At 69.8% G+C, this 22,903-nt stretch carries 22 protein-coding genes and 1 pseudogene; 11 read left to right on the forward strand and 12 right to left on the reverse strand.

What is annotated here, in order from left to right; all coding sequences use genetic code 11:
• Window positions 1–37 precede the first annotated feature (37 nt).
• Both N4G66_RS30355 and N4G66_RS30360 read left to right on the forward strand, forming a co-directional pair.
• Window positions 38–691 carry an ATP-dependent Clp protease proteolytic subunit gene (locus tag N4G66_RS30355; RefSeq protein WP_261707452.1) on the forward strand — a complete coding sequence of 218 codons (654 nt, stop codon included), beginning with the start codon at window positions 38–40 and terminating at the stop codon, window positions 689–691.
• Between the two features lies 1 nt (window position 692).
• Window positions 693–1,295 (forward strand): ClpP family protease, encoded by a 603-nt coding sequence (locus N4G66_RS30360; protein ID WP_261707453.1) that lies wholly within the window; start codon window positions 693–695, stop codon window positions 1,293–1,295.
• A gap of 35 nt (window positions 1,296–1,330) precedes the next feature.
• Here N4G66_RS30360 and N4G66_RS45720 read toward each other — a convergent pair whose 3' ends face one another.
• Entirely contained in the window at window positions 1,331–1,825 is a 495-nt protein-coding gene (locus N4G66_RS45720; RefSeq protein ID WP_315903711.1) for a helix-turn-helix domain-containing protein, read from the reverse strand.
• A gap of 127 nt (window positions 1,826–1,952) precedes the next feature.
• On the reverse strand, window positions 1,953–3,266 hold the full coding sequence (locus N4G66_RS30370; RefSeq protein WP_261707454.1) for a DUF6777 domain-containing protein: 1,314 nt from the start codon (window positions 3,264–3,266) through the stop codon (window positions 1,953–1,955).
• 162 nt (window positions 3,267–3,428) lie between these two features.
• On the opposite strand from N4G66_RS30370, the gene N4G66_RS30375 reads away from it, so the two are divergent.
• Window positions 3,429–4,724, forward strand: coding sequence for a streptophobe family protein (locus N4G66_RS30375; protein WP_261707455.1), 1,296 nt, complete (start codon window positions 3,429–3,431; stop codon window positions 4,722–4,724).
• A gap of 101 nt (window positions 4,725–4,825) precedes the next feature.
• On the opposite strand, the gene N4G66_RS30380 is transcribed toward N4G66_RS30375, so the two are convergent.
• The 4 genes from N4G66_RS30380 to N4G66_RS30395 form a co-directional block, all read right to left on the reverse strand.
• Window positions 4,826–5,824, reverse strand: coding sequence for a serine/threonine-protein kinase (locus N4G66_RS30380; RefSeq protein ID WP_261707456.1), 999 nt, complete (start codon window positions 5,822–5,824; stop codon window positions 4,826–4,828).
• 34 nt (window positions 5,825–5,858) lie between these two features.
• Window positions 5,859–6,584, reverse strand: a complete 726-nt coding sequence (locus N4G66_RS30385; protein WP_261707457.1) for a hypothetical protein — start codon at window positions 6,582–6,584, stop codon at window positions 5,859–5,861.
• A gap of 6 nt (window positions 6,585–6,590) precedes the next feature.
• On the reverse strand, window positions 6,591–8,933 hold the full coding sequence (locus tag N4G66_RS30390; protein WP_261707458.1) for an ABC transporter ATP-binding protein/permease: 2,343 nt from the start codon (window positions 8,931–8,933) through the stop codon (window positions 6,591–6,593).
• A 68-nt stretch (window positions 8,934–9,001) separates the two neighbouring features.
• A complete protein-coding gene (locus N4G66_RS30395; RefSeq protein WP_261707459.1) occupies window positions 9,002–9,412 on the reverse strand; it encodes a hypothetical protein in 411 nt (136 codons plus the stop codon).
• Window positions 9,413–9,771: 359 nt separating this feature from the next.
• On the opposite strand from N4G66_RS30395, the gene N4G66_RS30400 reads away from it, so the two are divergent.
• Together N4G66_RS30400 and N4G66_RS30405 are read left to right on the forward strand one after the other, a co-directional pair.
• Entirely contained in the window at window positions 9,772–10,149 is a 378-nt protein-coding gene (locus N4G66_RS30400; RefSeq protein ID WP_261707460.1) for a nuclear transport factor 2 family protein, read from the forward strand.
• 101 nt (window positions 10,150–10,250) lie between these two features.
• Entirely contained in the window at window positions 10,251–10,538 is a 288-nt protein-coding gene (locus N4G66_RS30405; protein WP_261707461.1) for a DUF1905 domain-containing protein, read from the forward strand.
• Between the two features lie 209 nt (window positions 10,539–10,747).
• Here the strand turns inward: N4G66_RS30405 and mgrA are convergent, their stop codons facing one another.
• Window positions 10,748–11,740: an L-glyceraldehyde 3-phosphate reductase gene (gene mgrA / locus N4G66_RS30410; protein WP_261707462.1), complete on the reverse strand. Its 993-nt coding sequence runs from the start codon at window positions 11,738–11,740 to the stop codon at window positions 10,748–10,750.
• 147 nt (window positions 11,741–11,887) lie between these two features.
• Between mgrA and N4G66_RS30415 the strand changes: the two genes are divergently transcribed.
• A complete protein-coding gene (locus tag N4G66_RS30415; protein WP_261707463.1) occupies window positions 11,888–12,781 on the forward strand; it encodes a LysR family transcriptional regulator in 894 nt (297 codons plus the stop codon).
• Between the two features lie 128 nt (window positions 12,782–12,909).
• The gene (locus N4G66_RS30420) at window positions 12,910–13,419 is read left to right on the forward strand and encodes a mycothiol transferase (protein WP_261707464.1); all 510 of its coding nucleotides are present in this window, start codon (window positions 12,910–12,912) and stop codon (window positions 13,417–13,419) included.
• Window positions 13,420–13,445: 26 nt separating this feature from the next.
• On the opposite strand, the gene N4G66_RS30425 is transcribed toward N4G66_RS30420, so the two are convergent.
• Complete coding sequence (locus N4G66_RS30425) at window positions 13,446–14,510, reverse strand: adenosine deaminase (RefSeq protein ID WP_261707465.1); 1,065 nt, start codon at window positions 14,508–14,510, stop codon at window positions 13,446–13,448.
• 84 nt (window positions 14,511–14,594) lie between these two features.
• Window positions 14,595–14,987, reverse strand: a complete 393-nt coding sequence (locus N4G66_RS30430; RefSeq protein WP_261707466.1) for a VOC family protein — start codon at window positions 14,985–14,987, stop codon at window positions 14,595–14,597.
• Between the two features lie 469 nt (window positions 14,988–15,456).
• On the opposite strand from N4G66_RS30430, the gene N4G66_RS30435 reads away from it, so the two are divergent.
• Together N4G66_RS30435 and N4G66_RS30440 are read left to right on the forward strand one after the other, a co-directional pair.
• On the forward strand, window positions 15,457–16,200 hold the full coding sequence (locus N4G66_RS30435; protein ID WP_261707467.1) for a phosphatase PAP2 family protein: 744 nt from the start codon (window positions 15,457–15,459) through the stop codon (window positions 16,198–16,200).
• The gene (locus tag N4G66_RS30440) at window positions 16,154–17,206 is read left to right on the forward strand and encodes a sodium-dependent transporter (protein ID WP_261707468.1); all 1,053 of its coding nucleotides are present in this window, start codon (window positions 16,154–16,156) and stop codon (window positions 17,204–17,206) included. Before N4G66_RS30435 ends, N4G66_RS30440 begins: the two co-directional genes overlap by 47 nt.
• Before the next feature lie 652 nt (window positions 17,207–17,858).
• Here the strand turns inward: N4G66_RS30440 and N4G66_RS30445 are convergent.
• Entirely contained in the window at window positions 17,859–18,113 is a 255-nt protein-coding gene (locus N4G66_RS30445; protein ID WP_261707469.1) for a DUF7848 domain-containing protein, read from the reverse strand.
• A 409-nt stretch (window positions 18,114–18,522) separates the two neighbouring features.
• Between N4G66_RS30445 and N4G66_RS30450 the strand changes: the two genes are divergently transcribed.
• Window positions 18,523–19,281 carry a DUF6879 family protein gene (locus N4G66_RS30450; RefSeq protein ID WP_261707470.1) on the forward strand — a complete coding sequence of 253 codons (759 nt, stop codon included), beginning with the start codon at window positions 18,523–18,525 and terminating at the stop codon, window positions 19,279–19,281.
• 10 nt (window positions 19,282–19,291) lie between these two features.
• The gene (locus N4G66_RS30455; protein ID WP_261707471.1) at window positions 19,292–20,143 is read left to right on the forward strand and encodes a helix-turn-helix domain-containing protein; all 852 of its coding nucleotides are present in this window, start codon (window positions 19,292–19,294) and stop codon (window positions 20,141–20,143) included.
• 263 nt (window positions 20,144–20,406) lie between these two features.
• Here N4G66_RS30455 and N4G66_RS30460 read toward each other — a convergent pair whose 3' ends face one another.
• Together N4G66_RS30460 and N4G66_RS30465 are read right to left on the reverse strand one after the other, a co-directional pair.
• A complete protein-coding gene (locus N4G66_RS30460; protein ID WP_261707472.1) occupies window positions 20,407–21,441 on the reverse strand; it encodes a M23 family metallopeptidase in 1,035 nt (344 codons plus the stop codon).
• 221 nt (window positions 21,442–21,662) lie between these two features.
• Window positions 21,663–22,848 (reverse strand): annotated as a pseudogene (locus tag N4G66_RS30465) (IS701 family transposase).
• Between the last annotated feature and the right edge of the window lie 55 nt (window positions 22,849–22,903).

Raw genomic sequence — 22,903 nt, forward strand, 5'->3', positions numbered from 1 at the left:
AGCGGCGACAACCGCCGCGTCACCATCAGGAGGAACCATGACTCCCCTCATCACCGGCCGGTATCCGGCCCACGCACCGCGGGCCGAGGAGGGCGACACCCCCGCGACCCGCTTCGACGACCATCTGGCCGCGCAGTTGCTGGCCCAGCGGATCGTCTTCCTCGGCACCCAGGTCGACGAGGTCTCCGCGAACCGGGTGTGCGCCCAACTGCTCCTGCTGTCCGCCGAGGACGCGCGCACGGACATCAGCCTGTACATCAACAGTCCGGGCGGATCGGTGACCGCGGGGCTCGCCATCTACGACACCATGCGGCTGATCCCCAACGACGTCTGCACGCTCGCGATGGGATTCGCGGCGAGCATGGGGCAGTTCCTGCTCAGCGTGGGGACGCGCGGCAAGCGCCTCGCGCTGCCGAACACGCGGATCATGATGCACCAGCCGTCCGCGGGCATAGGCGGCACCACGGCCGACATCGAGATCCAGGCCCAGAACCACGAGTTCACCAAGCGGGCCATCGAACGGATCACCGCGGAACACACCGGCCAGAGCGAGGAGACGATCTCCAGGGACGGTGACCGCGACCGCTGGTTCACGGCCGAACAGGCCAAGGAGTACGGCATGGTGGACCGGGTCGTGGAGTCGCTCGACGATGTCCGCCCGGCCGCGTCACGGCGACGGATGGGACTCTGACATGGGTACGTACACGATTCCGAACGTCGTCGAGCGGACCCCGCAGGGCGAGCGGTCGTACGACGTCTTCAGCCGGCTGCTCTCGGAGCGGATCATCTTTCTCGGCACGGAGATCGACGACGGCGTCGCCAATGTCGTCATCGCGCAGCTCCTCCATCTGGAGTCGTCGAGTCCGGAGAGCGAGATCGCGATCTACATCAACTCGCCCGGCGGCTCGTTCACTTCGCTGATGGCGATCTACGACACGATGACCTTCGTGCAGGCGCCGATCTCGACGTTCTGCGTCGGGCAGGCCGCCTCGACGGCCGCGGTACTGCTGGCCGGGGGCGATCCCGGCCGGCGGTTCGTCCTGGAGCACGCGCGCGTGCTGCTCGGCCAGCCCGCCAGCGGCGGACATCAGGGCACGGTGTCGGACCTCAGCCTCCAGGCCAAGGAGATGCTCAGGATCCGCTCGCAGGTCGAGGAGGTCCTCTCCCGGCACACCCACCACGACGTCGCCACTCTGCGCGCGGACATGGACCGCGACAAGATCTTCACCGCGCAGGAGGCGGTGGCGTACGGACTCGCGGACGAGATCCTGAGCCGGCGGCTCGCCGTGCCCTGAGGCCGAGCCCCGGACCGCTGCGGGGCCGGCCGGTGTCAGGCGGCGAGGCACATGCCGTCGTACCGCGAGGCCGAGGTCGGGGCGGGAGCAGCGGTGGAGCGGCCCCCGCCGGACACGGCCCGGCTGTGCCGGGTCAGCTCCCGCTGGGCCAGCGACAACAGGTCGGTGAGGCCGAGACCGAGGGCGCGCGCGGCGGCCGCGAGGACTTCGGAGGAGGCCTCCTTGCGGCCGCGCTCCACCTCTGAGAGGTAGGGCATGGAGATTCGGGCCGCGTCGGCCACGTCCTTGAGTGTGCGTTCCTGGGCCAGGCGCTCGCGCCGCAGGACGTCGCCGACGAGGTCGCGCCACAACGGCTCCTTGCCCGCGGGGGCGGGAGTCGCGGGAGCCGCCGGTCCCCGGTGCGGCGCGAGGACCGGTGGCCGCGGTGTCCGAGCCGGGGCATCGGTCACCGCCTGGGTCCGGGAGGGCTCCCGTGCTGCCGCCGGGCGCAGCGGAATGACGCGGGCTTCGTTCGGCGCGTGGTTGCTCACCCCTTCAGCCTAGAAGCGCAGGGCCGCGGGGGAAGGGACCGGCGTTCCGCTCTCGGTGAATCCACGGAACGCCGTCGGCCGGTGGAACACCGTTGGCCTGTGTGGAGAAGGAAACGTCGGAGTTGGCCTATGTGGAGGAGGAGACGTCGGAGGAAGGTGCCGACTGCGTCGTCAGGTCGGAGGACGCCGAACCGGACGCCGGGACCGACTCCGTCTCGGTCGTCGGGGGTTCACTGGACGGGGTCTGCGGTTCCGCGGAGGACGGCGAGGACGAGGTCGGCGCGGAGGAGGAGGACGACGGCGACGAGCTCTCGGACGACGGCGAGGTGGAGGCCGAGGTCGACGGGCACGGACTCCCGGATGCCGGCTTCTTGTCACCGGGCGAGGCGCACGGCGATGCGGAGCCCGAGACGCTGACCGACGGGGAGGGGTTCACCGGCGGGTGCGTCTTCTTGTCGTGGTGCACGTTGTCGCCCCGGTGCCGGGCGATCCACTCGTTGTTGTCCGGGTCGAAGATGACGAACACGTTGATGACCGTCGTCGACGGCGCGACGACCACGACGTTCTGCGGGCGGTACGACGGCCACGAGTCGCCCGTCGGCTTGGGCGTGCCGTTCTGCGGGACCGGCGCGAGCAGCGGGTTTCCGCAGGCGCAGCGCACCCGGGGCACACCGCGGGCGTCCACGAGGACGGCGGTGCCGGTCTGGAGAACCGCCTGGTAGCTGGTCGGGGCGCCGTTGCGGTAGCCGTGGTTGGTGACGCGGGTGTCCATGCGCAGCTGTACGGGGGTCAGGGAGCGCAGATACGCGGGGACGGCGTCCGGCTGGATGCCCTCCACCGTGGCGAACGCCTTGTTCTTCGCCGGGTCCGCCTGGAGCGCGCTGATCTGCTTGCCCACATCGCAGCTGGAGACGTTGCGGGTGCCGCCGTAGAGGCCGGGCGCGTTGCCGCTCACGGCGCGGGTCGCGTTGGCGGGCGCCGACTGGACCGGCGTCGCGGGGGTCTGGGGCGCGGTGGAGCTGTCGTTGGCGGTCGACTCGGTGAACGGGTCGGGTCCCGTCTTGTCCGCGGACTGCAGGAAGACCTCGCTGTTCGCGTTCTTGGTCCCGCCGCCACTGTTGGTGAAGACCAGGCCCAGGATCACCGCCGCCGCCACGACACCGGTGAGCAGCGCGACGCGCGGCGCCGACCGCCACCAGGACGGCTCGGGTCCGTTGCCGGGTTGGCCCGGCCCGGTGGCTCCACCGCCGGGCCCGGAGGGACCACCCGCACCACCGCCGCCGCCCGTACCACCGGCTCCGCTTCCCGCGCCGGACGCGCCGCTGGGCGGTCCGGCGGGCGGGCGGCCGACGGGCTGGGTAGGGCTCGGCCGGGTCGGGCCCGACAGCGGGCCCGAAGGCGGTCCGGTGGGGCGGCCGGAGGACGGCGGTTCGACGCTCACGAGCTCTTCTTCCCGATGGAGGGATGCTGCGGCACGCGGGTGCTTCGCGCCGCTTTCTTCCGCAACGAACCCATTGTGTGCCTCGGTCCGTCAGTGCCCGCAAGCCGACGCGGTCGGCCCTCCCGAGGGGCGGACGGTGTCGGCGCTGCTTAGCGTGGCAGCGTGAGTCCCCAGACACCGTCCGCCCAGCCGGCCGACAGCAGCGGTGCGCGTCCGGCCGCCCGCCACGGCTGGATCCAGGCCCTTGTGGCCGTACTGGCCGGACTGGTGGTCATGGGGGTGGTCGCCGCTCTCGGCCTGTGGGCGTCCGGTGCCACCGACCTTCCCGACAACGCTTATCCGCGGGTGGTCGCGGCCACTGTCGTCACGGCGGTCGGCGGCACCGTCGAGTTCACCGGCGACGCGGGTGCCATCGCCGAGACCAAGGCGGGCCTCACGGTGACTCCGCTGTCGGTGACCCTGGCCGGAGCACTGGTGCTCGGGGCGGGATTCCTGCGGCCGCTGCGGCATCGCGCCGTCGCCGGGGCAACGGAACTGGCCGGCTGGGCCGGACGGCTCCTCGTCCTGTGGCTGCTCGCCCTGATCGGGCTGGCGCTCGCGGCGCGCCAGAACTTCACCGTCGACCTCGGGAACGGCACCATCGGCGCCATCGGCGACCTGTTCGGCGCAACTCCCGAGGTGGGTTTCAAGGCCGCCGTGGCCCAGACCCTGGTCTTCGGAGTGCTGTGGCTCGCGGGTGTGTTCGTCATCTCCCTGCTGGTCTCGCGGGGTGCGCCGCTCCCCGCCCGGCTGCTGCGCTTCCAGGAATCGGTGCGACCGGCCGCGTACGCCATGGTGGTCCTCCTGCTCACCTGCGTCGGCCTCGGTGTGGTCATCGGACTGGTGGTGGCGGCGACCCGCGGGCATGCGGCCGAGACGTTCGCCGTGATGCTCCTCGGCCTTCCCAACGTCGTCTGGCTCGCGTTCACCATCGGGCTGGGCGCCACCTGGAACGGCCGGGTCGACGGGCCGTTCGGGCTGCCGATGCCGCATCTGCTCGACGAGGTGCTGCGCACCCCGGACGTCTCCGCGGTCAATCTCGGCACCCTCGCCGACTACGACGGCAGGATCTGGTGGCTGGTGGTCGTCGATGCCGTGCTGCTGCTCGGGGCTGCGTTCCTGATGGCGGCCCGGTCACCGGCCCGGGTGCGCGCCTGGCAGCACGCCGTCCACATGGCGGTCGCGCTGGCGCTGACGGTGCTCATGATCTGTCTGCTCGGCCGGATCTCGGCGCACTACGGCCTGTCGATCCTCGGTCTCGGTGACATCGGCGGCGGCTTGAAGGGGGAGCTCTTCCTGAAGCCCCAGGTGTGGGGTGCCCTCGGCTTCGCCGTGCTGTGGGGGCTGGTCGCCGGTTTCCTCGGCGCGCTGGTGGCGAAGCGCGTCCGGCGCAGGGGTGAGGTCGAGCCCCCCGGCTGACGCGGGCCGGGTGCGGGCCGCCGCGGAAGGAGGTCCCCCGGTGGTGCCGGACCGGCGGACCCGGTGGGATCCGCCGGCGGCGAGGACCTGCCGCGATCGCGTCAGTGGCGGAAAACCGGCCGGGCCCAGGCGGGCGGCTCAGGCGGAGGACCGGGGTGACCCGGTGCCGCCTCGGCGTCCGCCCGCGACCCGGTGCCGCCCCCGCTCACCTGGCCCCGTGCGGCGATCCGCAGCGCGCTGACGAAGGCCAGGCACGAGTCGTACCGGTCGTCGGGGCTCTTGGACAGCGCCTTCGCGAGGACGGCGTCGACCCCGTCCGGGATGTCTGGGCGTTTGGTGCTCAGGGCCGGCGGCTGGTCGTACTGGTGGGCCCACAGCAGCGCCATGTCGTCGTCGCGCTGGAAGGGCGGCTTGCCTGCCATCGTCTCGTAGACGACACAGCCGAGACTGTAGACGTCGCAGCGGCCGTCGACCGGCCTGCCGGAGATCTGCTCCGGCGCCACGTAGTCGAGGGTGCCGACGAACTGTCCGACGCTCGTGAACCCGGTCAGGGAGAGGGACTTCTTGGTCAGCCCGAAGTCCGTGAGATAGACGTGTTCGGGGTGGTCGCTGTCGGTGCCCTGGGCAACCAGGATGTTGCCGGGTTTCACGTCCCGGTGCACCAGGCCGTGGTCGTGGGCCGCGTCGAGCGCCGACGCTACCTGGAGAGCGATCCTGGTGGCCACCGCCACCGGCAGCGGCCCTTCCCGGTCAAGGAGATGACGCAGGTCGCGCCCGGCGACGTAGCGCATGGCGATGTAGAGCACACCGTCCGTCTCGCCCGCCTCGAAGACGGGCACGATGTGCGGGTGGTCGATCGCGGCGGCCACCCGTGACTCGTGGGTGAAGCGGCCGCGGAAGGTGTCGTTGCGGGCGAGTTCCGGGGCGAGCAGTTTGAGGGCGACCGTGCGGTCCAGGCGCAGGTCCTTGGCCTGGTAGACGACCGCCATCCCGCCGCGGCCGATCTCCCGCTCGATCCGGTAGCCCGCGATCTGCCGTCCGATCAGATCGGACGGCCGCCCCGAGAACACGCTCATGTCACGCCGGGAGCCTTCGTCCATCAGCCCTCACCCCGGTCGCGCCCGGCGCCGTCCATCAGTCCTCGCCCCGCTCGTCGCTCTCGAAGGTGACCAGCCGGGTGGGTTCGTGTCCGCCCGGAGCGGCTTCCCCCACGATCCGCGTCGGGTCCGCCTCGTGCTCGTGGGCCTTCCTGGGCTCCGGCTCCCGTTCCAGGTCTCGATCGTGATCCCGCTCCGGATCCCGCTCCCGCTCCGGATCCTGGTCACGCTGCGGGTCCTGTTCCCGGGGCGGCCGAGCCCCGTGGGGGCGCGCGATCGCGGGAGTGCGCTCGGCGGCGAAGGTGCTCAGCCGCGTTCCGTCGCAGTACACCCACCGCTCGTGCTCGCCGTCGTACAGCCACAGCGACTCACCGTCGACGACCACGCCGATCCGGTTGCCCTGCGTCCGGGCGCGGAAGGCCTCCGCCTCGAGCTTCCCGGACGCCAGTTCCTCGGCGGCCTTCCGGTAGTCGGTGAGCGCATCCTCGACCCGGGCCAGCAGCGGGCGCGGATCGGCCGTGCGGGCGAGCGGACGGGTCGCCGCCGGCGGTACCTGCGGTACGGCGATCAGCAGGCGGCCGTCGACCCAGGCCGACCAGCCGTTCGCGCAGACGACCCGCCCCCAGTCCCCGAGCCGGTCGACGAGCTCGACGGGCAGCAGCGCGTCGAGGGGGGCGGTGGGCCGCGAGGGGTCCGGCGACTCCCACGCGGGCAGCCCGTCCTGCGGAACGACATGCGTCGGGCGGAAGTCGGGGCTCGTCATCGGCGCCTACTTCCGCATGACCGCGGGCTCGTGCCGCCGCAGCAGCCGGGCCACCAGCCAGCCGAAGACGACGGAGAGCACGATCAGCATCCCCATGTTGAGGAGCCAGACGCCGGTCGAGTGCCGGAACAACGGGTCGCCGGTCAGGTCGCCGGGGACGATCCGGGAGAGTCCGATGGTCCCGGCCATCGCGCCCAGGGCCCAGCGGGAGGGCACCAGCCAGGACAACTGCTCGATGCCGGGCACGCCGTTCAGCTTCAGCAGGGCGCCGCAGAACACCACCTGGACGATGGCCAGCAGCACCAGCAGCGGCATCGTCACCTCCTCCTTGCGCACCACGGCGGAGACGAGGAGGCCGAGCATCATCGCGGTGAAGGCGAGCAGGGCCACGGCCAGCGTGATCTCCACGAGCGGTGGCATCAGTACGCCTTTGCCGCCGGGGGCGTTGAGGTCGACGCCGAACAGGGCGACGAGAGTGAGCACGACGGCCTGGAGCACGGTGATGGTGCCGAGGACGACGACCTTGGACATCAGGTACGCCGATCTGGACAGGCCGACGGCCCGTTCTCGCTGGTAGATCGTCCGTTCCTTGACGAGTTCACGCACCGCGTTGGCAGCGCCGGTCAGCACACCGCCGACGCACAGGATGAGCAGCGCGTTCATCGCCGTGTCCCGGGTCAGCTTGCCGCCGGCCAGCGCCCGCGCCATCGCGCCCATCACGAACGGCAGGGCGATCATGATGGCGAGGAAGGTCCGGTCGGCGCCCAGCGCGGCAGCGTAGCGGCGGACCAGGGTGCGCAGCTGGGAGCCCCAGCTCTGGGCCTTGGGGGGAGGTCCGACGAGCGCTCCGGTGGCCGCGTCCGGCATCCTCGGCTGCGAGGTGGACTTGTCGATGTACTGGCGATGAAACGGCGAGTCGCGGTACTCCTGCGCCCAGGCCCGGTCCGTGTCGCGCTCGAAGGCTTCGAACGCCTCGGGCCACTGCCGGTAGCCGAAGAAGGCCAGGGTGTCGTCGGGCGGCCCGTAGTAGGCGACCTTGCCGCCGGGCGCGAGGACCAGGAGCCGGTCGCAGACGTCCAGGCTGAGCACGCTGTGGGTGACCACGATGACGGTACGGCCGTCGTCCGCGAGGCCGCGCAGCATGTGCATCACCGAGCGGTCCATGCCCGGGTCGAGGCCGGAGGTCGGTTCGTCGAGGAAGAGCAGCGACGGCTTGGTCAGCAGCTCCAGGGCCACGCTGACGCGCTTGCGCTGTCCGCCCGACAGGCTGTGGATGGGCTGGTCGGCGCGCTGCTCCAGGCCCAGCTCGCCGATCACCTCGTCGACCCGCGCGAGGCGCTCCTCCTTGGCCGTGTCCTGCGGAAAGCGCAGTTCGGCGGCGTAGGTGAGCGCGCGGCGGACGGTCAGCTGGGCGTGCAGGATGTCGTCCTGCGGGACGAGGCCGATGCGCTGGCGCAGCTCGGCGTAGTCGCGGTAGAGGTCACGGCCGTCGTAGAGCACCGTGCCGTGGTCGGCCGGACGCTGTCCGGTGAGCGCGTTCAGGAGCGTGGACTTCCCGGCGCCGCTCGGGCCGACGACGGCGAGCAGGCATTTCTCGCCGACGGGAAACGACACCTGGTCCAGAAGTACCTTGCGGCCCTTGTCCACCTCGACGGTGAGGTCCTGCACGTCGAGGGAGACCTCGCCGCTGTCGACGTACTCCTGCAACTGGTCCCCGACGAGGCAGAACGCCGAGTGCCCGATGCCGACGATGTCACCGGGTGTGACCGGGGCGCGCTCCACCGGCTGGCCGTTGAGGAACGTGCCGTTGTGGCTGCCGAGGTCGACGATCTCGTACGTCCCGTCGGGCCGGGCCTGCAGTTCCGCGTGGTTCCGGGAGACGATCAGGTCGTCGATGACCAGGTCGTTGTCGGCGCCGCGGCCGATGCGGACGGTGCGGGAGGGCAGCGGCCGTACGGTGGTCGGCGCTCTGAAGGTGCCGGTGGCGGCCGGCATGGAGACGGCCGAGGGGCGTTCCGCGGCAGGTGGCGGGCGCCGGACGAGTACGGCGCGCGGGCCGTCGGCGGGACTGCCGAAGCGGATGACGCTGCCGGGTCCGACGCCCCACTCGTGGACGCGGCGGCCGTCGGCGTACGTGCCGTTGGTGCTGTTCTCGTCCTCCAGCGTCCAGTGATCGGCCTGGGGCCGCAGCACCGCGTGGTGCCACGAGACCCGGACGTCGTCGATCACGACGTCACACAGGGGATCGCGCCCGACGTGGTAATCGTGGTTCGGACTCATCACCGTCGAGCCCGTCTCGGTTTCGAGGACGAGCTCGGGTGCAGTCGCCGCGACCTGCCTCTCTGCCATGCCAGAATTCTAACGATTCGCCCAGATGTGTGCCCGATCAGCGTCTTGCGGCCGTCGCCGGCGGAAGGTCACGCGGCGGAGATGCCGAGAACCGCTGCGGTGCGGTGCATGCGCAGGGCGTCCACCGATTCCGCGAGCAGTTCGTATTCGGTGGTGTCGTCGTTGGTGGAGACCCGCACGAGTTTTCCCGCGGCCAACTCATCGGCGACCAGCTCCTGTTGCTCGGAGTCACCGCACCAGGCGCGCAGCATCGCGGGTACGTCGGGGACGCTCTCCCCCACCGGCGCGATCGAGTTGGGCGGAAAGGTGGGGTCCTCCGGCTGCGGATCGAGCCGTTCGGCCATCCAGGCCGCCCGGTCCCGCATCCACCACAGGGCCAGTGCGAGGGTCGGCGCGCGATAGGTGCCTAAGGGAACGCCGACTCGCTGACCGCCGCAGATGCCGTACGCGGTGACATGGCACAGGAATTCGTCGTGCACGATCTTCCCCCATTGGCGTCGCTCGTCGCCGGTCCGGCCTCACTTTCCCTGCGGCTCGTATGCAGTGCACCGTGCTGGTGCACGGGCGTGGCTGAATTGCCCTACTGATTGAGTATCGTCACTACTGACACACTGTCACCATGTGATTCCAGCCAGTCTCTTGGCATATTCACCGCCGGGTTTGGCCGAAACGACACCGCCCGCGTCCCCGGCCTCCCGGCCCACGGCATTACCCCGCAGGTAATCGACGCTTCGAGGGGCGCCCGTCAGGGTGGTCGTATCGCATCCCGGAGCGGCAAGACCGGCTCCGGATACGGACCTTGACCATGAATACGTTCCTCGATGGAGGCTGGTTCACCATGTCCGCGAACACCGACCGCTACGAGACCGCCGTCACCCACTACTTCGAGGCCTGGAACGCGGGCGGGCGGGACACCCTGACGAAAGCGGTGGCCGCCGCCTGGACCGCGGACGGCACGTACACCGACCCGCTCGCCGACGTCCGCGGGCACGAGCAGATCGCGGCCGTGATCACGGCGGCGCACGAGCAGTTCCCCGGTTTCGCCTTCCGCCTGCTGGGCGCGGTCGACGGCCACCACGACACGGCCCGCTTCGGCTGGGAGCTGGTCGACGAGACGGACGGATCCGCGCCCGTCGCCGGATTCGACGTGATCGTCCTGGACGGCGAGGGCCGGATACGGAGCGTGCACGGATTCCTGGACCGCGTTCCGGCCTGAGCCGGAGCGGAACCAGGCCGCTCGCGATGAGTTTTCCCCCTTCCGGTGGTCTCTTGGAGAGGACGACCATCGGATGCCGTCCACCGGACCGGGAGGACCACATGAGCACGGCGAGCAGGCTCGACGCGGAATTCACCGCGGTGCTGCGGAAGAGTCCCGAGAACGGCGGCTGGACGTACGTGGTCTGGCCCGAGTCCGTCGCGTTCTTCGGAACCCGGGGACTGGTCAAGGTCAGCGGCACGATCGACGGCCGCCCCTTCCGCAGCTCGTTCATGGCACTCGGCGACGGCACCCACAAACTGCCGGTCAAGGCCGACGTGCGCAAGGCGATCGGGAAGGAGGAGGGCGACCCGGTGACCGTACGCCTGGAGGAAAGGATCACCGCGTAGCGGCCGACGCGGCGGCGACGTCCGCGCCCATGACCGCGCGGGTGGCCGCGTCAGAAGACCTCGCCGGAATGGCCGTGCCTGGAGGTCCGCGCTTGCGACTGACTGCCAGGGGGCCGCGGGTGGACGTCGCCCGCGAGGTCCCTGATGCGGAGGGGCTCCGCATCAGGGACCTGGACGAACGTCCGACGGTCCGCTGACCGCCGTAGGCTCTACGCCTTGACCACCGCGTCGATCCGGGCGAGCTCGTCCTCGGTGAACTCCAGGTTGCCGATGGCCGCGACGCTGTCCTCCAGCTGCCGCGGGCTGCTCGCGCCGATCAGCGCGGAGGTGACCCGGCCGCCGCGCAGCACCCAGGCCAGTGCCAGCTGGGCCAGCGACTGGCCACGGGACTTGGCGATCTCGTCGAGGGTCCGCAGCCGGCCCACGAGGTCCTCGGTGACCTTGTCCGCGCTCAGGAACGGGCTGTCGCTCGCGGCCCGCGAGTCCTCCGGGATGCCGTCGAGGTAGCGGCCGGTGAGCAGGCCCTGCTCCAGCGGCGAGTACGCGATGGAACCCACCTCGAGCTCGTCGAGCGTGTCCAGCAGACCCTCGTCCTCGGGGCGGCGGTCGAGCATCGAGTAGCGCGGCTGGTGGATGAGCAGCGGGGTGCCCAGCTCGGCCAGGATCCGGGCGGCTTCGCGGGTCTGCTCCGCCGAGTAGTTCGAGACGCCGACGTACAGCGCCTTGCCCTGCTGGACGGCCGAGTGCAGGGCGCCCATCGTCTCCTCCAGCGGAGTCTCCGGGTCGGGGCGGTGCGAGTAGAAGATGTCGACGTAGTCGAGGCCCATCCGGCCCAGGCTCTGGTCGAGCGAGGACAGCAGGTACTTGCGCGAGCCCCATTCGCCGTACGGGCCCGGCCACATCAGGTATCCGGCCTTGGTCGAGATGATCAACTCGTCACGGTGGTGCGTGAAGTCGGCCTTCAGCGCGTCGCCGAGGGCGGACTCGGCGGCACCGGGCGGCGGGCCGTAGTTGTTGGCCAGGTCGAAGTGCGTGACGCCGAGGTCGAAGGCGCGGCGCAGGATGGCTCGCTGGATGTCCACGGGCCGGTCGGGGCCGAAGTTGTGCCACAGGCCGAGCGACAGCGCGGGGAGCTTCAGGCCGCTGCGTCCGGTGCGCCGGTAGGGCATGTCCGCGTAACGGTCGGGGTGGGGGGTGTACAACGCGTGCTCCTGGGAGGCCGGGGAATCAGGCTTCCACTCTCGCGCGCCCTGTGGGCAGCGGTCCAACGGGAGGATCGGATGGCATTGAGCGATCCGGCTTCTCAATCGGTGCGGGTGCCCGCATCCTGGCGTCTACGCTTGCCCATCATGGAACTGCGCCATCTTCAGCACTTCGTCGCCGTCGCCGAGGACCGGCATTTCACCCGGGCGGCGGAGCGGCTGATGGTGTCGCAGTCGGGCCTGTCGTCGTCGATCCGTGCGCTGGAGCGGGAGCTCCAGGCGCCGCTGTTCGTCCGTACGACCCGCCGGGTCACCCTCACGGAGGCCGGTCGCGCCCTGCTCGTCGAGGCGGAGCGGATTCTCGCCCAGGTGCGTTCGGCGCACGACGCAGTGGCCGCCGTGCAGGGCGTGCTGCGCGGCACCCTGTCCCTCGGCACCGAACAGTGCATCGCGGGCGTGCACTGCGCCAAGCTGCTCGCCGCGTTCCGGCGACGCCATCCGGACGTGGAGATCCGGCTGCGGCAGGCGGGTTCCGAAGCGCTGGCGGAGGAGGTCGCGGCGGGCCGTCTCGACCTGGCCTTCGCCGTGCGGACGCGGGCCGACTCCGAGCACCTGAGATCGGTCCCGCTGACCAGTGAGCCGATGAGCGTGCTCTGCCACCCGGAGCACCGTCTCGCGACCGCCGCCGTGGTGACGCCCGAGGAACTGGGCGAGGAGGCCTTCGTCGACTTCCACCCCGACTGGGGTCCGCGCCGCACCAGCGACGCGGCGTTCGCGGCGGCGGGCGTGCAACGGACGGTGACCCTGGAGGTCAACGACGTCCACAGCCTTCTGGAGCTCGTCCACGAAGGCCTCGGAATCGCCGTCGTACCACGCCACTTCGGCCTCAAGCGCGAGGCCCGCGCCCTCACCGCGCTCCCCTTCAAGGGCCCCGTCGAAGGGTCGTACGAGACGGTCGCCATGCTCCCGCCACCGGAGGCCACGAGCCCGGCCGCGCGGGCCCTGATGCTGCTTCTCGACACCTCCCGGGAAGGTGTCTGAGCCCGTCCGGACCCGGCTCCTGTCGCGCACACCTGGCTGCGAGTGCGGCGGGTGTCGCGCACGCGTCGGCGGGCCCAACGCCCGGAGTTCCGGACGCACGGACGGGCGCGATGCGCGATGGTGGATCCATGCTCGCAAAGGACATCCTCATCGACGGATTCGGCCGCATCCGGGAAGAAGTCCGCGCCACCGTCGACGGCCTCCCGCCGGACGGCCTCAACGCCCGCCCCAGCGAGACAGCCAACTCGATCTCCTGGCTGGTCTGGCATCTGACCCGCGTCCAGGACGACCATGTCGCCGACGCCGCCGGGACCGATCAGGTCTGGCTCACCGACGACTGGGCCAAGCGCTTCGGGCTCGACCTGCCGCTCCGCGACACCGGGTACGGCCACACGTCGGCGAAGGTCGCCCGAGTACGGGTGGAGTCGGGTGACCTGCTGCTCGGCTACTACGAAGCCGTTCACGAGCGGACCCTCGCGTTCATCGGCGGGCTGACCGCGCAGGACTTCGAGCGGGTCGTGGACGAACGCTGGGACCCGCCGGTCACTCTGGGCGTACGCCTGGTCAGCGTCCTGTCCGACGATCTCCAGCACGTCGGACAGGCCGCCTACGTACGCGGGCTGGTCCAGCAGTCGTAACCGGGAGGCACGACGCCCGGGCTGGTTCAGCAGTCGTAACCGGGAAGCACGACGTCCTCGATGAGGGCCTTGCGCTCGTCGAACGGGATGAACGCGCTCTTGACGGCGTTCACCGTGACGGTGCGCAGATCCTCGATGCCCCAGCCCGCCTCCTCGACGAGCAGCGACATCTCCCGGGTCATCGTCGTCCCCGACACCAGACGGTTGTCGGTGTTGAGGGTGACGCGGAAGCCCAGGTCGCGCAGAGCGGTGATGGGGTGCTCGGCGATGGAGGTGGCCGCGCCGGTCTGGAGGTTGGAGGTCGGGCACATCTCCAGGGCGATACGGCGGTCGCGGACCCAGTCCGCGAGGCGGCCGAGCTTGCCGTCCACGATGTCCTCCGTGATGCGGACGCCATGGCCGATGCGCTGGGCGCCGCAGACCTGGAGGGCCTGGTGGATGCTGGGCAGACCGTGCGCCTCACCGGCGTGGATGGTGAACGGGACGCTCTCGCGCCGCAGGTGCTCGAAGGCGGCGAGATGGTCGGCGGGCGGGAAGCCGTCCTCGGCGCCCGCGATGTCGAAGCCGACGACTCCGGCGTCCCGGAACGCCACCGCGAGGTCGGCGATCTCCCGGGTCCGGTCGAACATCCGCATGCCGCACAGCAGGGTGCCGACGCGTACCGGGGTGCCCGCGGCGGCCGCCTTGGCCATACCGGCCGCGAGGCCCTCCTGCACGGTCTCGACGACCTCGGGCAGGGTGAGTCCGCCGTTCACCATCAGCTCGGGCGCGTACCGCCCCTCGGCGTAGACGACACCGTCCTCGGCGAGGTCGAGGACGTACTCCTCGGCCGTGCGCAGCAGTCCCTCGCGGGACTGCATCACGGCGAGGGTGTGCTCGAAGGTGGCTATGTAGCGCACCAGGTCACCGGAGTTGGCGGCCTCGTAGTACCAGTCGGCCAGCGCCTGCGGGTCCGTGGTGGGCAGGGTGTGGCCGACCTTCTCCGCGAGCTCGACCAGGGTGGCCGGACGCAGACCACCGTCGAGGTGGTCGTGCAGGACCGCCTTGGGCAGGCGGCGGATCGTGTCGATGTCGATGCGGGGCGCGGTCATGTGCGGTGTTCCTCGGCAGGTCGGTTCGGGTCGAAAGGGTACGGAAGGGTGCGGGAGGGTGCGGGAGGGTGCGGGAGGTCCCGGTCAGCCGGCGGGCTGGAGGAGGTCCCAGCGGTTGCCGTACAGGTCCTGGAAGACGACGACGGAGCCGTACGGCTCGTGGCGCGGCTCCTCGAGGAAGGTCACGCCCGCGGCACGCATCCGGGCGTGATCGCGGGCGAAGTCGTCGGTGTGCAGGAAGAAGCCGACACGTCCGCCGGTCTGGTCGCCGACCCGGCCACGCTGCGCCTCGTCCTTGGCCCGGGCCAGCAGCAGCCCGCTTCCGCCGCCGTCCGTGCCCGGCTCGACCACGACCCAGCGGGAGCCGTCGGGCCTCGGGGTGTCCTCGACGAGGCGGAAGCCGAGGGCTTCGGTGTAGTGGCGGATGGCCTCGTCGTAGTCGTCGACCACGAGGGTGACCAGGGCGATGCGTCTCATCGGACCTCTCCAGGGTTATACGTAACACGTAGGGTACGGCATCCGTCGGGCGGCCCGGCGGCGATCTCCGACGGGGAGCACAGCGGCATTCCCCGGCAGCCGACAGCCGACAGCCGACACGGCGGCGGTTTCCGTCGGTCGGCACGACGGCGATCTCCGCCCTCCGGCACGACGGCGATCTTCATCGGGCAGCATCGCGGCGATCTTGGCCGGACATCACGGCGGCGGTCTCCTTCGGACCGCACGACGGCGATCCTCGCCGGACCGCACGACGGCGATCTTCTTCGGGCGATACGGGAACGATCCCGGCCCCCAATCGTCTACAGTTGTGTAGACGATTGCAGCGATGCGGTCGGCGCGGGCGAGGTGTCCTGCCGCCTGCGCGCCTGCCATGGAAAGGGGCCACACCCATGTCCGCCGCCCCGGGCGACACGCCCGCGCGCGAGGCCGACGCCTCTCGGACTCGGCCGTGAAGCGCGACGACACCGGCGACATCGCCGGTTCGACGGCGGTGGGAAGCCTGGTCGCGTTCGTACTGCTGACACTGATCGTGACCGGCCACGACGGTGCCCCCTTGTTCGGCGACGAGGCGCTGACCACCTGGTCGCTCACCCACCGCCCGGACGTGGCGCTCGCCCTGGCACGCGGCGTGACGTACACCGGCACAGGAGTTATCGCGTACACGCTGGTCGTCGTGGCCGGCCTCCTCCTCGGACGGACAGCCCGGCAGCGGGTCCGCACCGTCGCCGCCTGCGTGGGCTGTCTGGCCGCCGCGCAGGCCGTGCGGTTCACCGTGATGTCGCTGGTCGCCCGCCCCCGGCCCCCCATGGCGGACTGGGCCACCCACGCCTCGGGCTGGTCCTTCCCCTCCGGTCACACCACCACCTCCGCCGTCACCGGCGGACTGCTCATCATCGCGGTGCTCGCCCGCGCCCCGCAGTGCAAGAGAACCCTTGTTGCGCTCATCGGCAGCTGGGCCGTGCTGGTCGGCCTCTCCCGCGTCTATCTGGGCGTGCACTGGTTCTCCGACGTCGTCGGCGGCTGGTTGTTCGCCATCTGCTGGCTGAGCCTGCTCTTCTACGTCCTCGCGCGGTTCCTCCCCCGCGCGCTCTCCGCGATATCGGCGCCCCGTCTCCGCCCAGGCCCCACGACGGAAGAGCGCCACGATGCATCCCACGACCAGCGCGACGTCCCCCCTCACTCTGCTCCGTAGTCATCTCGGCTGGGCGGTGGGCATCGTCTATCTGGCCGCCGCGACAGCGCCTGCCCCCGGCCTGTGGCTACGCCGCACTCACTGGCTCGGCCCGGCCGGAATGACCGAATTCCCTTTCAGAACAGCGCCCTTCCTGCTGTCCCTGGTCCTGTTCACTGCCGGCCTGCAAGTGCCGCTGAGCGAACTGCGCGCGCTTCTGGGCCGTCCCACCGCACTGCTGACGGGCCTCGCTCTGCATCTCGTCGCACCCCTGGTGATCATCCCGGGGGTCGCGTTCGCACTGCGGCAGTCCCCCGACAGTGACGGAGGCAGCGGGCTGATCACGGCGATGATCCTGATCGTGGCGATGCCGGTGGCGGCCGGGGCAACGGTGTGGACCGCCAAGGGGGAGGGCTGCCAGCCGACGGCGGTGGGCCTCGTCCTGGCGTCCACGATCGTCAGTCCGCTCACCGTCCCGGTGACCCTGACGACCCTGTGCCCACTGCTGCACGGCACGTACGCAGGCTCGCTGGCGGACGCGGCCCGGACCGCGGGCAGCGGTTTCGCCCTCACAGGGGTACTGCTGCCGTGCGGCGCCGGAATCCTGTGCCGCCTGGTACTGCCCCGCCGCCCGGTGAGACTCCTGCTCGGTGCGGCGGCTCCCGCGGCGATACTCGCCTCGTTGCTCCTGACCTACGTCAACGCGAGCGGAGCTCTCGGCCCCTTCATCGCGCACCCCGAGCCGGTCCTGTTCACCGCCGCGGTGGCCGTCGCCGCCACCGTCTGCGGGCTGTCGTTCGCCCTGGGCCTGGTCACCGCCCGCGCACTACGCCTCGACGCACCCGCGGGCGCGTCGGTCACCCTGGCCTGCGGCATGAACAACAGCAGCGCGAGCGCCGTCCTGATCGCGACGACGCTGCCCGACCGCCCGCACGTCCTGCTGCCGGTGCTGGCGTACAGCCTGCTGCAGAAGGTGGCCGCCGGGCGGGTCGTACGGGCTGGGACCCGACGTCGTGTTCACGTATGAATGGGGCGGGTCCCGTACCGTCCCGGAGTCGGGGCCGGGGCGGGTCCCGTACCGGTCCCGGAGTCTGGACGGCCTCCGGACGTACTTGTCGGCGACATCCTTTCCGTGCACGGGAGTTACCTGACAGTAATCGCCGGTGGTTTGATGTGCGGCGCAACCCACCCCCCTCACTCACCGGGAGACCCAGTGCCGCTCTCCTCACCGCGTCGCACGCAGGGCGCAGCCGTCCTTGTTCTGTCCCTGACCGCAGCGGGGCTCGTCGGGGCCGATCCCGCGTCGGCTGCCGGGGCGACAACGCCTTCCATGAGGGTGCTGACGTACAACGTCTTCCTCATCAGCAAGACGGCCTAACTGTAGTCAACGTCTGCAGGAAGAAGCCCCGCTCACCCCCCTGCGTCTACCAGGCCAGGGATGAGCGGGGCTCCCTTGCCGCCCCTGGCAGTCTCAGTAGGCCGAGACTCCTCCGACGGGCGGCGCCCCGTCCTCCCTCGCGTTTCCGCGACTAGGTCACGAGGGGGACGGGAAGTGCAGGACGCTATCGGGGGTGCGAGGAGCCGTCCGACCTCACTCGCACCTCTACCCGGACCACCCCCGCCGCGCCCTCCGCACGCCGGCCGCACAGGCGGCTAGCGGGCGGGTCTGTGGGGACAGCTCAGACCGTCACGGGCTCCGAGTCGACAGCCGTCGGGGTGAGCTTCCATCCGACCTGACGGACTATGCGGAAGCGGTCATGACGGGGGTTGTGGCTCAGGTGCTCCACGGCCCACACCTCCGCCTCCGAGGTGTGGTCGATGTCCTTGAAGTCGATGCACGAGGCGCATTCGACCCACCGGCGGGCGGGGAGGTCGTCGACGGATATCCGCGGCGTAAGAAAGGGATAGGCGTAGGAGCGGGTTTCCTTCGTCACTTCCCCTTCACCCCGCCCTGATGGCGCCGCATCTCGACGATGATGTCCGACGCCCGCGTCACGTCATAGTTCGGGCTGTTCGGGTTCCGGGCGTCCCTCCACTGATCCGCGAGCGCCCCGCACACGTCGCAATCCGGCGTCGGTACCGGTTCCAAATAACTCGCAGGGTCCAGGAGCTGAATCGGATCCCTGAGCGTCCGCTCTAGTGCCATTCCTGTACCTCCGCCGCGGGTTCGATACCACGACGCTACGGAGCCGAATGTTCTCGCGTCGACGTGATGTTCTCGAATGATCGCGCAGATTGGCCGAATGTTCTCGTGTGTTCTCACGCCGGGTGTCGGACCATGTGGAGAACATCGACAACAGAAGCGACGCTGAGTGAACCCAACTCCCCGGAAAGAGGCCGGACATGACTCGGAACATCCGCTTCAACGGCACCGACAGCAAGAACGGTGGGTGCCCGGCAGTTCATGAGGTCGTCGGCACTGACGAGTTCATCGTTCAAGGTCTCCCGCTTACCGATCCCGACGAGGTTGCGAAGCTGCGGTTCCTGGGGACCGACGACGTAGCTGTCCTCGTCCCGCGGGAGACCCTCGTCAACCACGGACCGAAGGAGCTGGAGCGTGTGCCGAAGCTGATCGACCTGGAGGAGTTCGGGCTCCTCTTCGAGACGTTCGAGCACACTGCATGGCGGCTTGAGACGCGCGGGCGCTATCAGTCCGACACGGAAGACCCGACGTACGACGAGTTCGTCCGTACGGGACGCTTCGACCTGGACACGGAAGACGAGTGGTCGCAGCTCATGCGGCGCCAGACGTCAGCCGGCAAGACAGTGGGGCGCGTCCGGATCGTCGATGCATCGCCGACCACCGGTCAGCTCTTCCTACTCGCCGACGCGCCGCGCAACGCTGCCGCCGGGGAGGACATGCGGTACCTGCGGCGCCAGGATGCGGACGCCCGCAATCTGCCCGCAGAAGACTTCTGGATCTTTGACTCACGCCTCGTCGCCATCCTCCGTTTCGACGAGTCGGACGTGTTGCTCGGGGCGGAAGTCATTACGGAGCCCGCAGAGGTCAACCGTTATATGCAGGTACGCGACGCCGCCACGCACGGCGCCGTTGCTTACGATCTGTTCGCGGAGCAAGTGGCTGCCGCATCCGACCAGTGAGAGAGAGCCGGTGAGCACGGACTACCAACAGGCGCGCGTGGCCTTCGGCATCTCTCTTCGAGAGCTGCGCCTCACCTGCCCGTCAGGCCGACTCACCGGCACTCAGCTTGCATCCGCACTCGCGTGGCCACACTCGAAGATCTACAAGTGCGAGGGTGGTAAGCAGACCATCACGGAGGACGACCTCCGACGGTGGGTCGACGCCTGCGGGCAACCCGACAAGTTTGACGGGATGCTCGCCCGGCTGCGCGGCTTCGAGTCACAGATCCGCTCATGGCGACGCCAGCTAGCTTCCGGGCATAGCCCTGTTCAGGACTCGTGGAATGTCGAAGTGTCCCAATCCACCGTCATCCATGCCTGGGAAGAGTCCGTCATCCCAGGCATGTTGCAGACCGCCGACTACGCGCGGCACGTGTTCATGCGCTATGGCTCGTTCTTCGGATCGACGCAGGACGCCGACGAGGCTGTCCTAGCACGGGCCAAGCGTCAGGCCTGGCTCTACGAGAGCGGCCACACGCTCAAGGTCATCATGTGGGAGGCAGCGCTCCGAGTCCTCGTCTGCCCTCCCTCGGTCCTTGACGCACAGTTGGACCGCCTCGCAAGCGTCGTCGGGATGAACTCCGTAGAGCTAGGTATCGTGCCGTTCGCAGCGTCGCTGAAACTCCCGCCGGCCAACGGGTTCTGGATCTTTGGTGAGCGGCTCGTCATCACGGAGGACTGGCACGCGGAGCTGTGGCTCGACGACGCCGAGAACATCCGCCTGTACGGACGTGTTTGGGCCACGCTCCACGAGTCTGCGGTGTACGGGACTGAAGCGCACAGCGTCATCAGCTCGGCCAGACGAGCGCTCGTCTCCCGGTAGGCCTAGAGCCATCCTGCGTGGCGCATGCGACGGCGCCAGTTTTCCAGTGCAGTACTGCCGTACGCGACCCGCTCCGGGGCTCTGAGGGACGTCACAGCCGCAGTGCGGGCATGAGACGGGAGCGGCCTTCACAGGCTTCGTGGTGTCGAACATGGGGTGTCCTCTCAAGTCATGGGAACGCCCCGCGGTCCATGTCGGTCCGCGGGGCGTAGGGAGGAACGTCGCCATGTCGGCGACGTCCCGGTGTGTGCGTGCGGTGTGCGTCAGACCCAGCGGCCCGCGTCGAGAGCGCGACCGGTGTCCGCGTCGCGGACCGTGATGCAGTGGTCCACGATGTCGGTGATTTCGCGGTCACCTATCCATACGTGGTTCTCGACGACGACGTTTGTGGGTCCGCCTCCGCCCTTCGCGGAACGGATGTCGGCCCACTGAGAGCCGGTGAAGACGGGCTCCGGGGAGCCGGTGCCATTGGCGACGAGGGAGAGACCCGGAGGGATCATTCCGCCGTCGTCGTACCAATGAGGCGAGCGGGACAGCCACTTCGAGTACGCGACGGCAGGAGACCCGTAGTCCGAACGGTGCTTGATGTAGTCCATGCCCCAACGGATCTGCGTCTTCGCGTTCGTCTTCCAGTCGGAGCCGGCGGACGCCATCTTCTCCGCGGGCAGCGCCTGCGGGATGCCGTATGCGCCTGAGCTGGGGTTCTTGGCATTCCAGTGCCATCCGGACTCGCCGTTCCACAGGCTCTTCAGGGGGCCGAACTGCCCGGGGCCCCATCCGTAGTTGCCGAGGATGCTCTTCGCGTACGTCTGCGCCGCGCCGGTCGCGTTGGCCGCGAACCCGCCTCCGCCCGTCAGGTACTTCATCGGGTCGACGGGCTTGCCTCCGACGCGCGCCTCCAGGTAGAGGTGCGGACCGGTGACGTTGCCGGTGTCGCCGGACTTGCCGATCTCCTGGCCTTGCTTCACGACCTGGCCGACCGACGTCAGGATCCGGCTCATGCGCGCGTACAGGGAGGAGAGGCCACCACCGTGGCTGATCTCTACGTGGTTGCCGTAGGGGCCGCCACCCGCGGCGTATGTGACCTTGCCGTTGTCGACGGCGTTGATCCTCGTCCCGATGGGGACGGGGAAGTCGAGGCCCGTGTGATGACCGGACGACCACATCTTGCCAGCCACGCCGAAGCGCGTGCCAAACGGAGCGTTGACGGGCTTGGCCCACTGTCCGCCACCTCCTTCGGTGGCTGCGAGCGCATCCGCTGCGGCGTCCACGATCTTGTTCTTCAGGCTGGAGATCATCTTCAGCGGGATCTTGCCGACAGCTGAGCCGAACGTTCCTGCAACGTTGACGCCCTTAGTACTGCAACGGTGCTTGTTCTGATTGGTGGGCAGTTTTCATGGGCTGTGTCCGCGTCGTTTGTAGTGACTGATGCGGGCCTGGTGTTGGCGTCGACGGCGCCATGTCGACCAGTGCAGGATGTGATCGACCGGGGTGGGCCGGCGGTCGGTGAGGCGGGTGATCAGTCGTCGGATCTCGGCGAGGCTGAGGTGGATGAGCTGGGAGGATCCGTTTCTGCTTTGTCGGCGTCGAGTTCGCGGGCGCGCAGGACGGTCAGGCAGGCGTGGGCGGCCATGGCCAGGGTCATGTGGCGGTGCCAGCCGGGATAGCGGCGGACCTGGTAGTCGTCCCAGGCCGCATTCCTGTTTCGCCGTCTGGAAGCATTCCTCCACCGCCCATCGGCTGCCGGCAATGTGGATCAGCTCGTCCAGCGTGGTCTGGGCCGGACAGTAGGCGATGTAGTAGGAGATCTCCTCGGGCCTGCTCACGCTGCGGCGGGCGAGCACCCAGTGCCGGCGGTCCTCGCGGTGCCAGGGCCGGACCTCGACGCGGGCCCAGTCGTAGATTCTCTGTCCGTGGGCTCCCTTGCCGCAGGAACGGCGTTTCCACTTCTGCCGTGGCAGACCGGGGAACAGGTCGTGGACGGGGTGGTCGATGGACCAGCGGGTGACGACGGTGTCGTGCCGGGTGGTGGCCATGACGTGGAAGACGTCCGCCCGCTCCAGCTCGAACCGCCAGCTCTTGCTGAAGCCATAGGCGGCGTCCGCCGTCACCCAGCCGAACGGGATCTTCTCGGCGATGGCCCGGCCGACCATAGCCTTGGCCATTGCCACCTTCGTCTCGAAGGCGACACTGTCGTCGATGCCTGCCCGCCGGCATCGTTCCCGGTCGTCCGTCCAGGATGTGGGCAGATACAGCCGCCGGTCGATCAGCGTGCGTCCGCGGCCCGTCGCATAGGCGAGAAAGACCCCGATCTGGGAGTTCTCCGTGCGTCCCGCGGTGCCGGAGTACTGCCGCTGGACCCCGGCCGAACGGACACCCTTCTTCAGAAAGCCGGTGTCGTCGACGATCAGGACGGCATCCCGGTCACCGAGGTTCTCGACGACGTAGTCACGCACGTCGTCCAGAACCTCGTCGGCGTCCCACTCGATCCGGTTCAGCAGCCGGTGGATGCGATCGGGGCCGGCATGCCCGGCCTCCTCCGCCAGCGTCCAGCCGTTCTTCCGCTCCAGCGGCGCGACCAGCCCCCGCATATAGGCCAGCGCAGACTCCCGCGGCTCCGACCGGTTGAACCGGTGCACAAACCGCTCGTGCACCGCCTCGAGCTCACCCGCCCACAACCTGACATCAGCAAGGTCCCCACCCATAACCACACCAACGAACGACCTGGCCAACAGTCACGGCAAGCACCGTTGCAGTATT

This window comes from Streptomyces rhizosphaerihabitans (assembly GCF_025399795.1).
GTDB classification, from domain to species: domain Bacteria; phylum Actinomycetota; class Actinomycetes; order Streptomycetales; family Streptomycetaceae; genus Streptomyces; species Streptomyces rhizosphaerihabitans.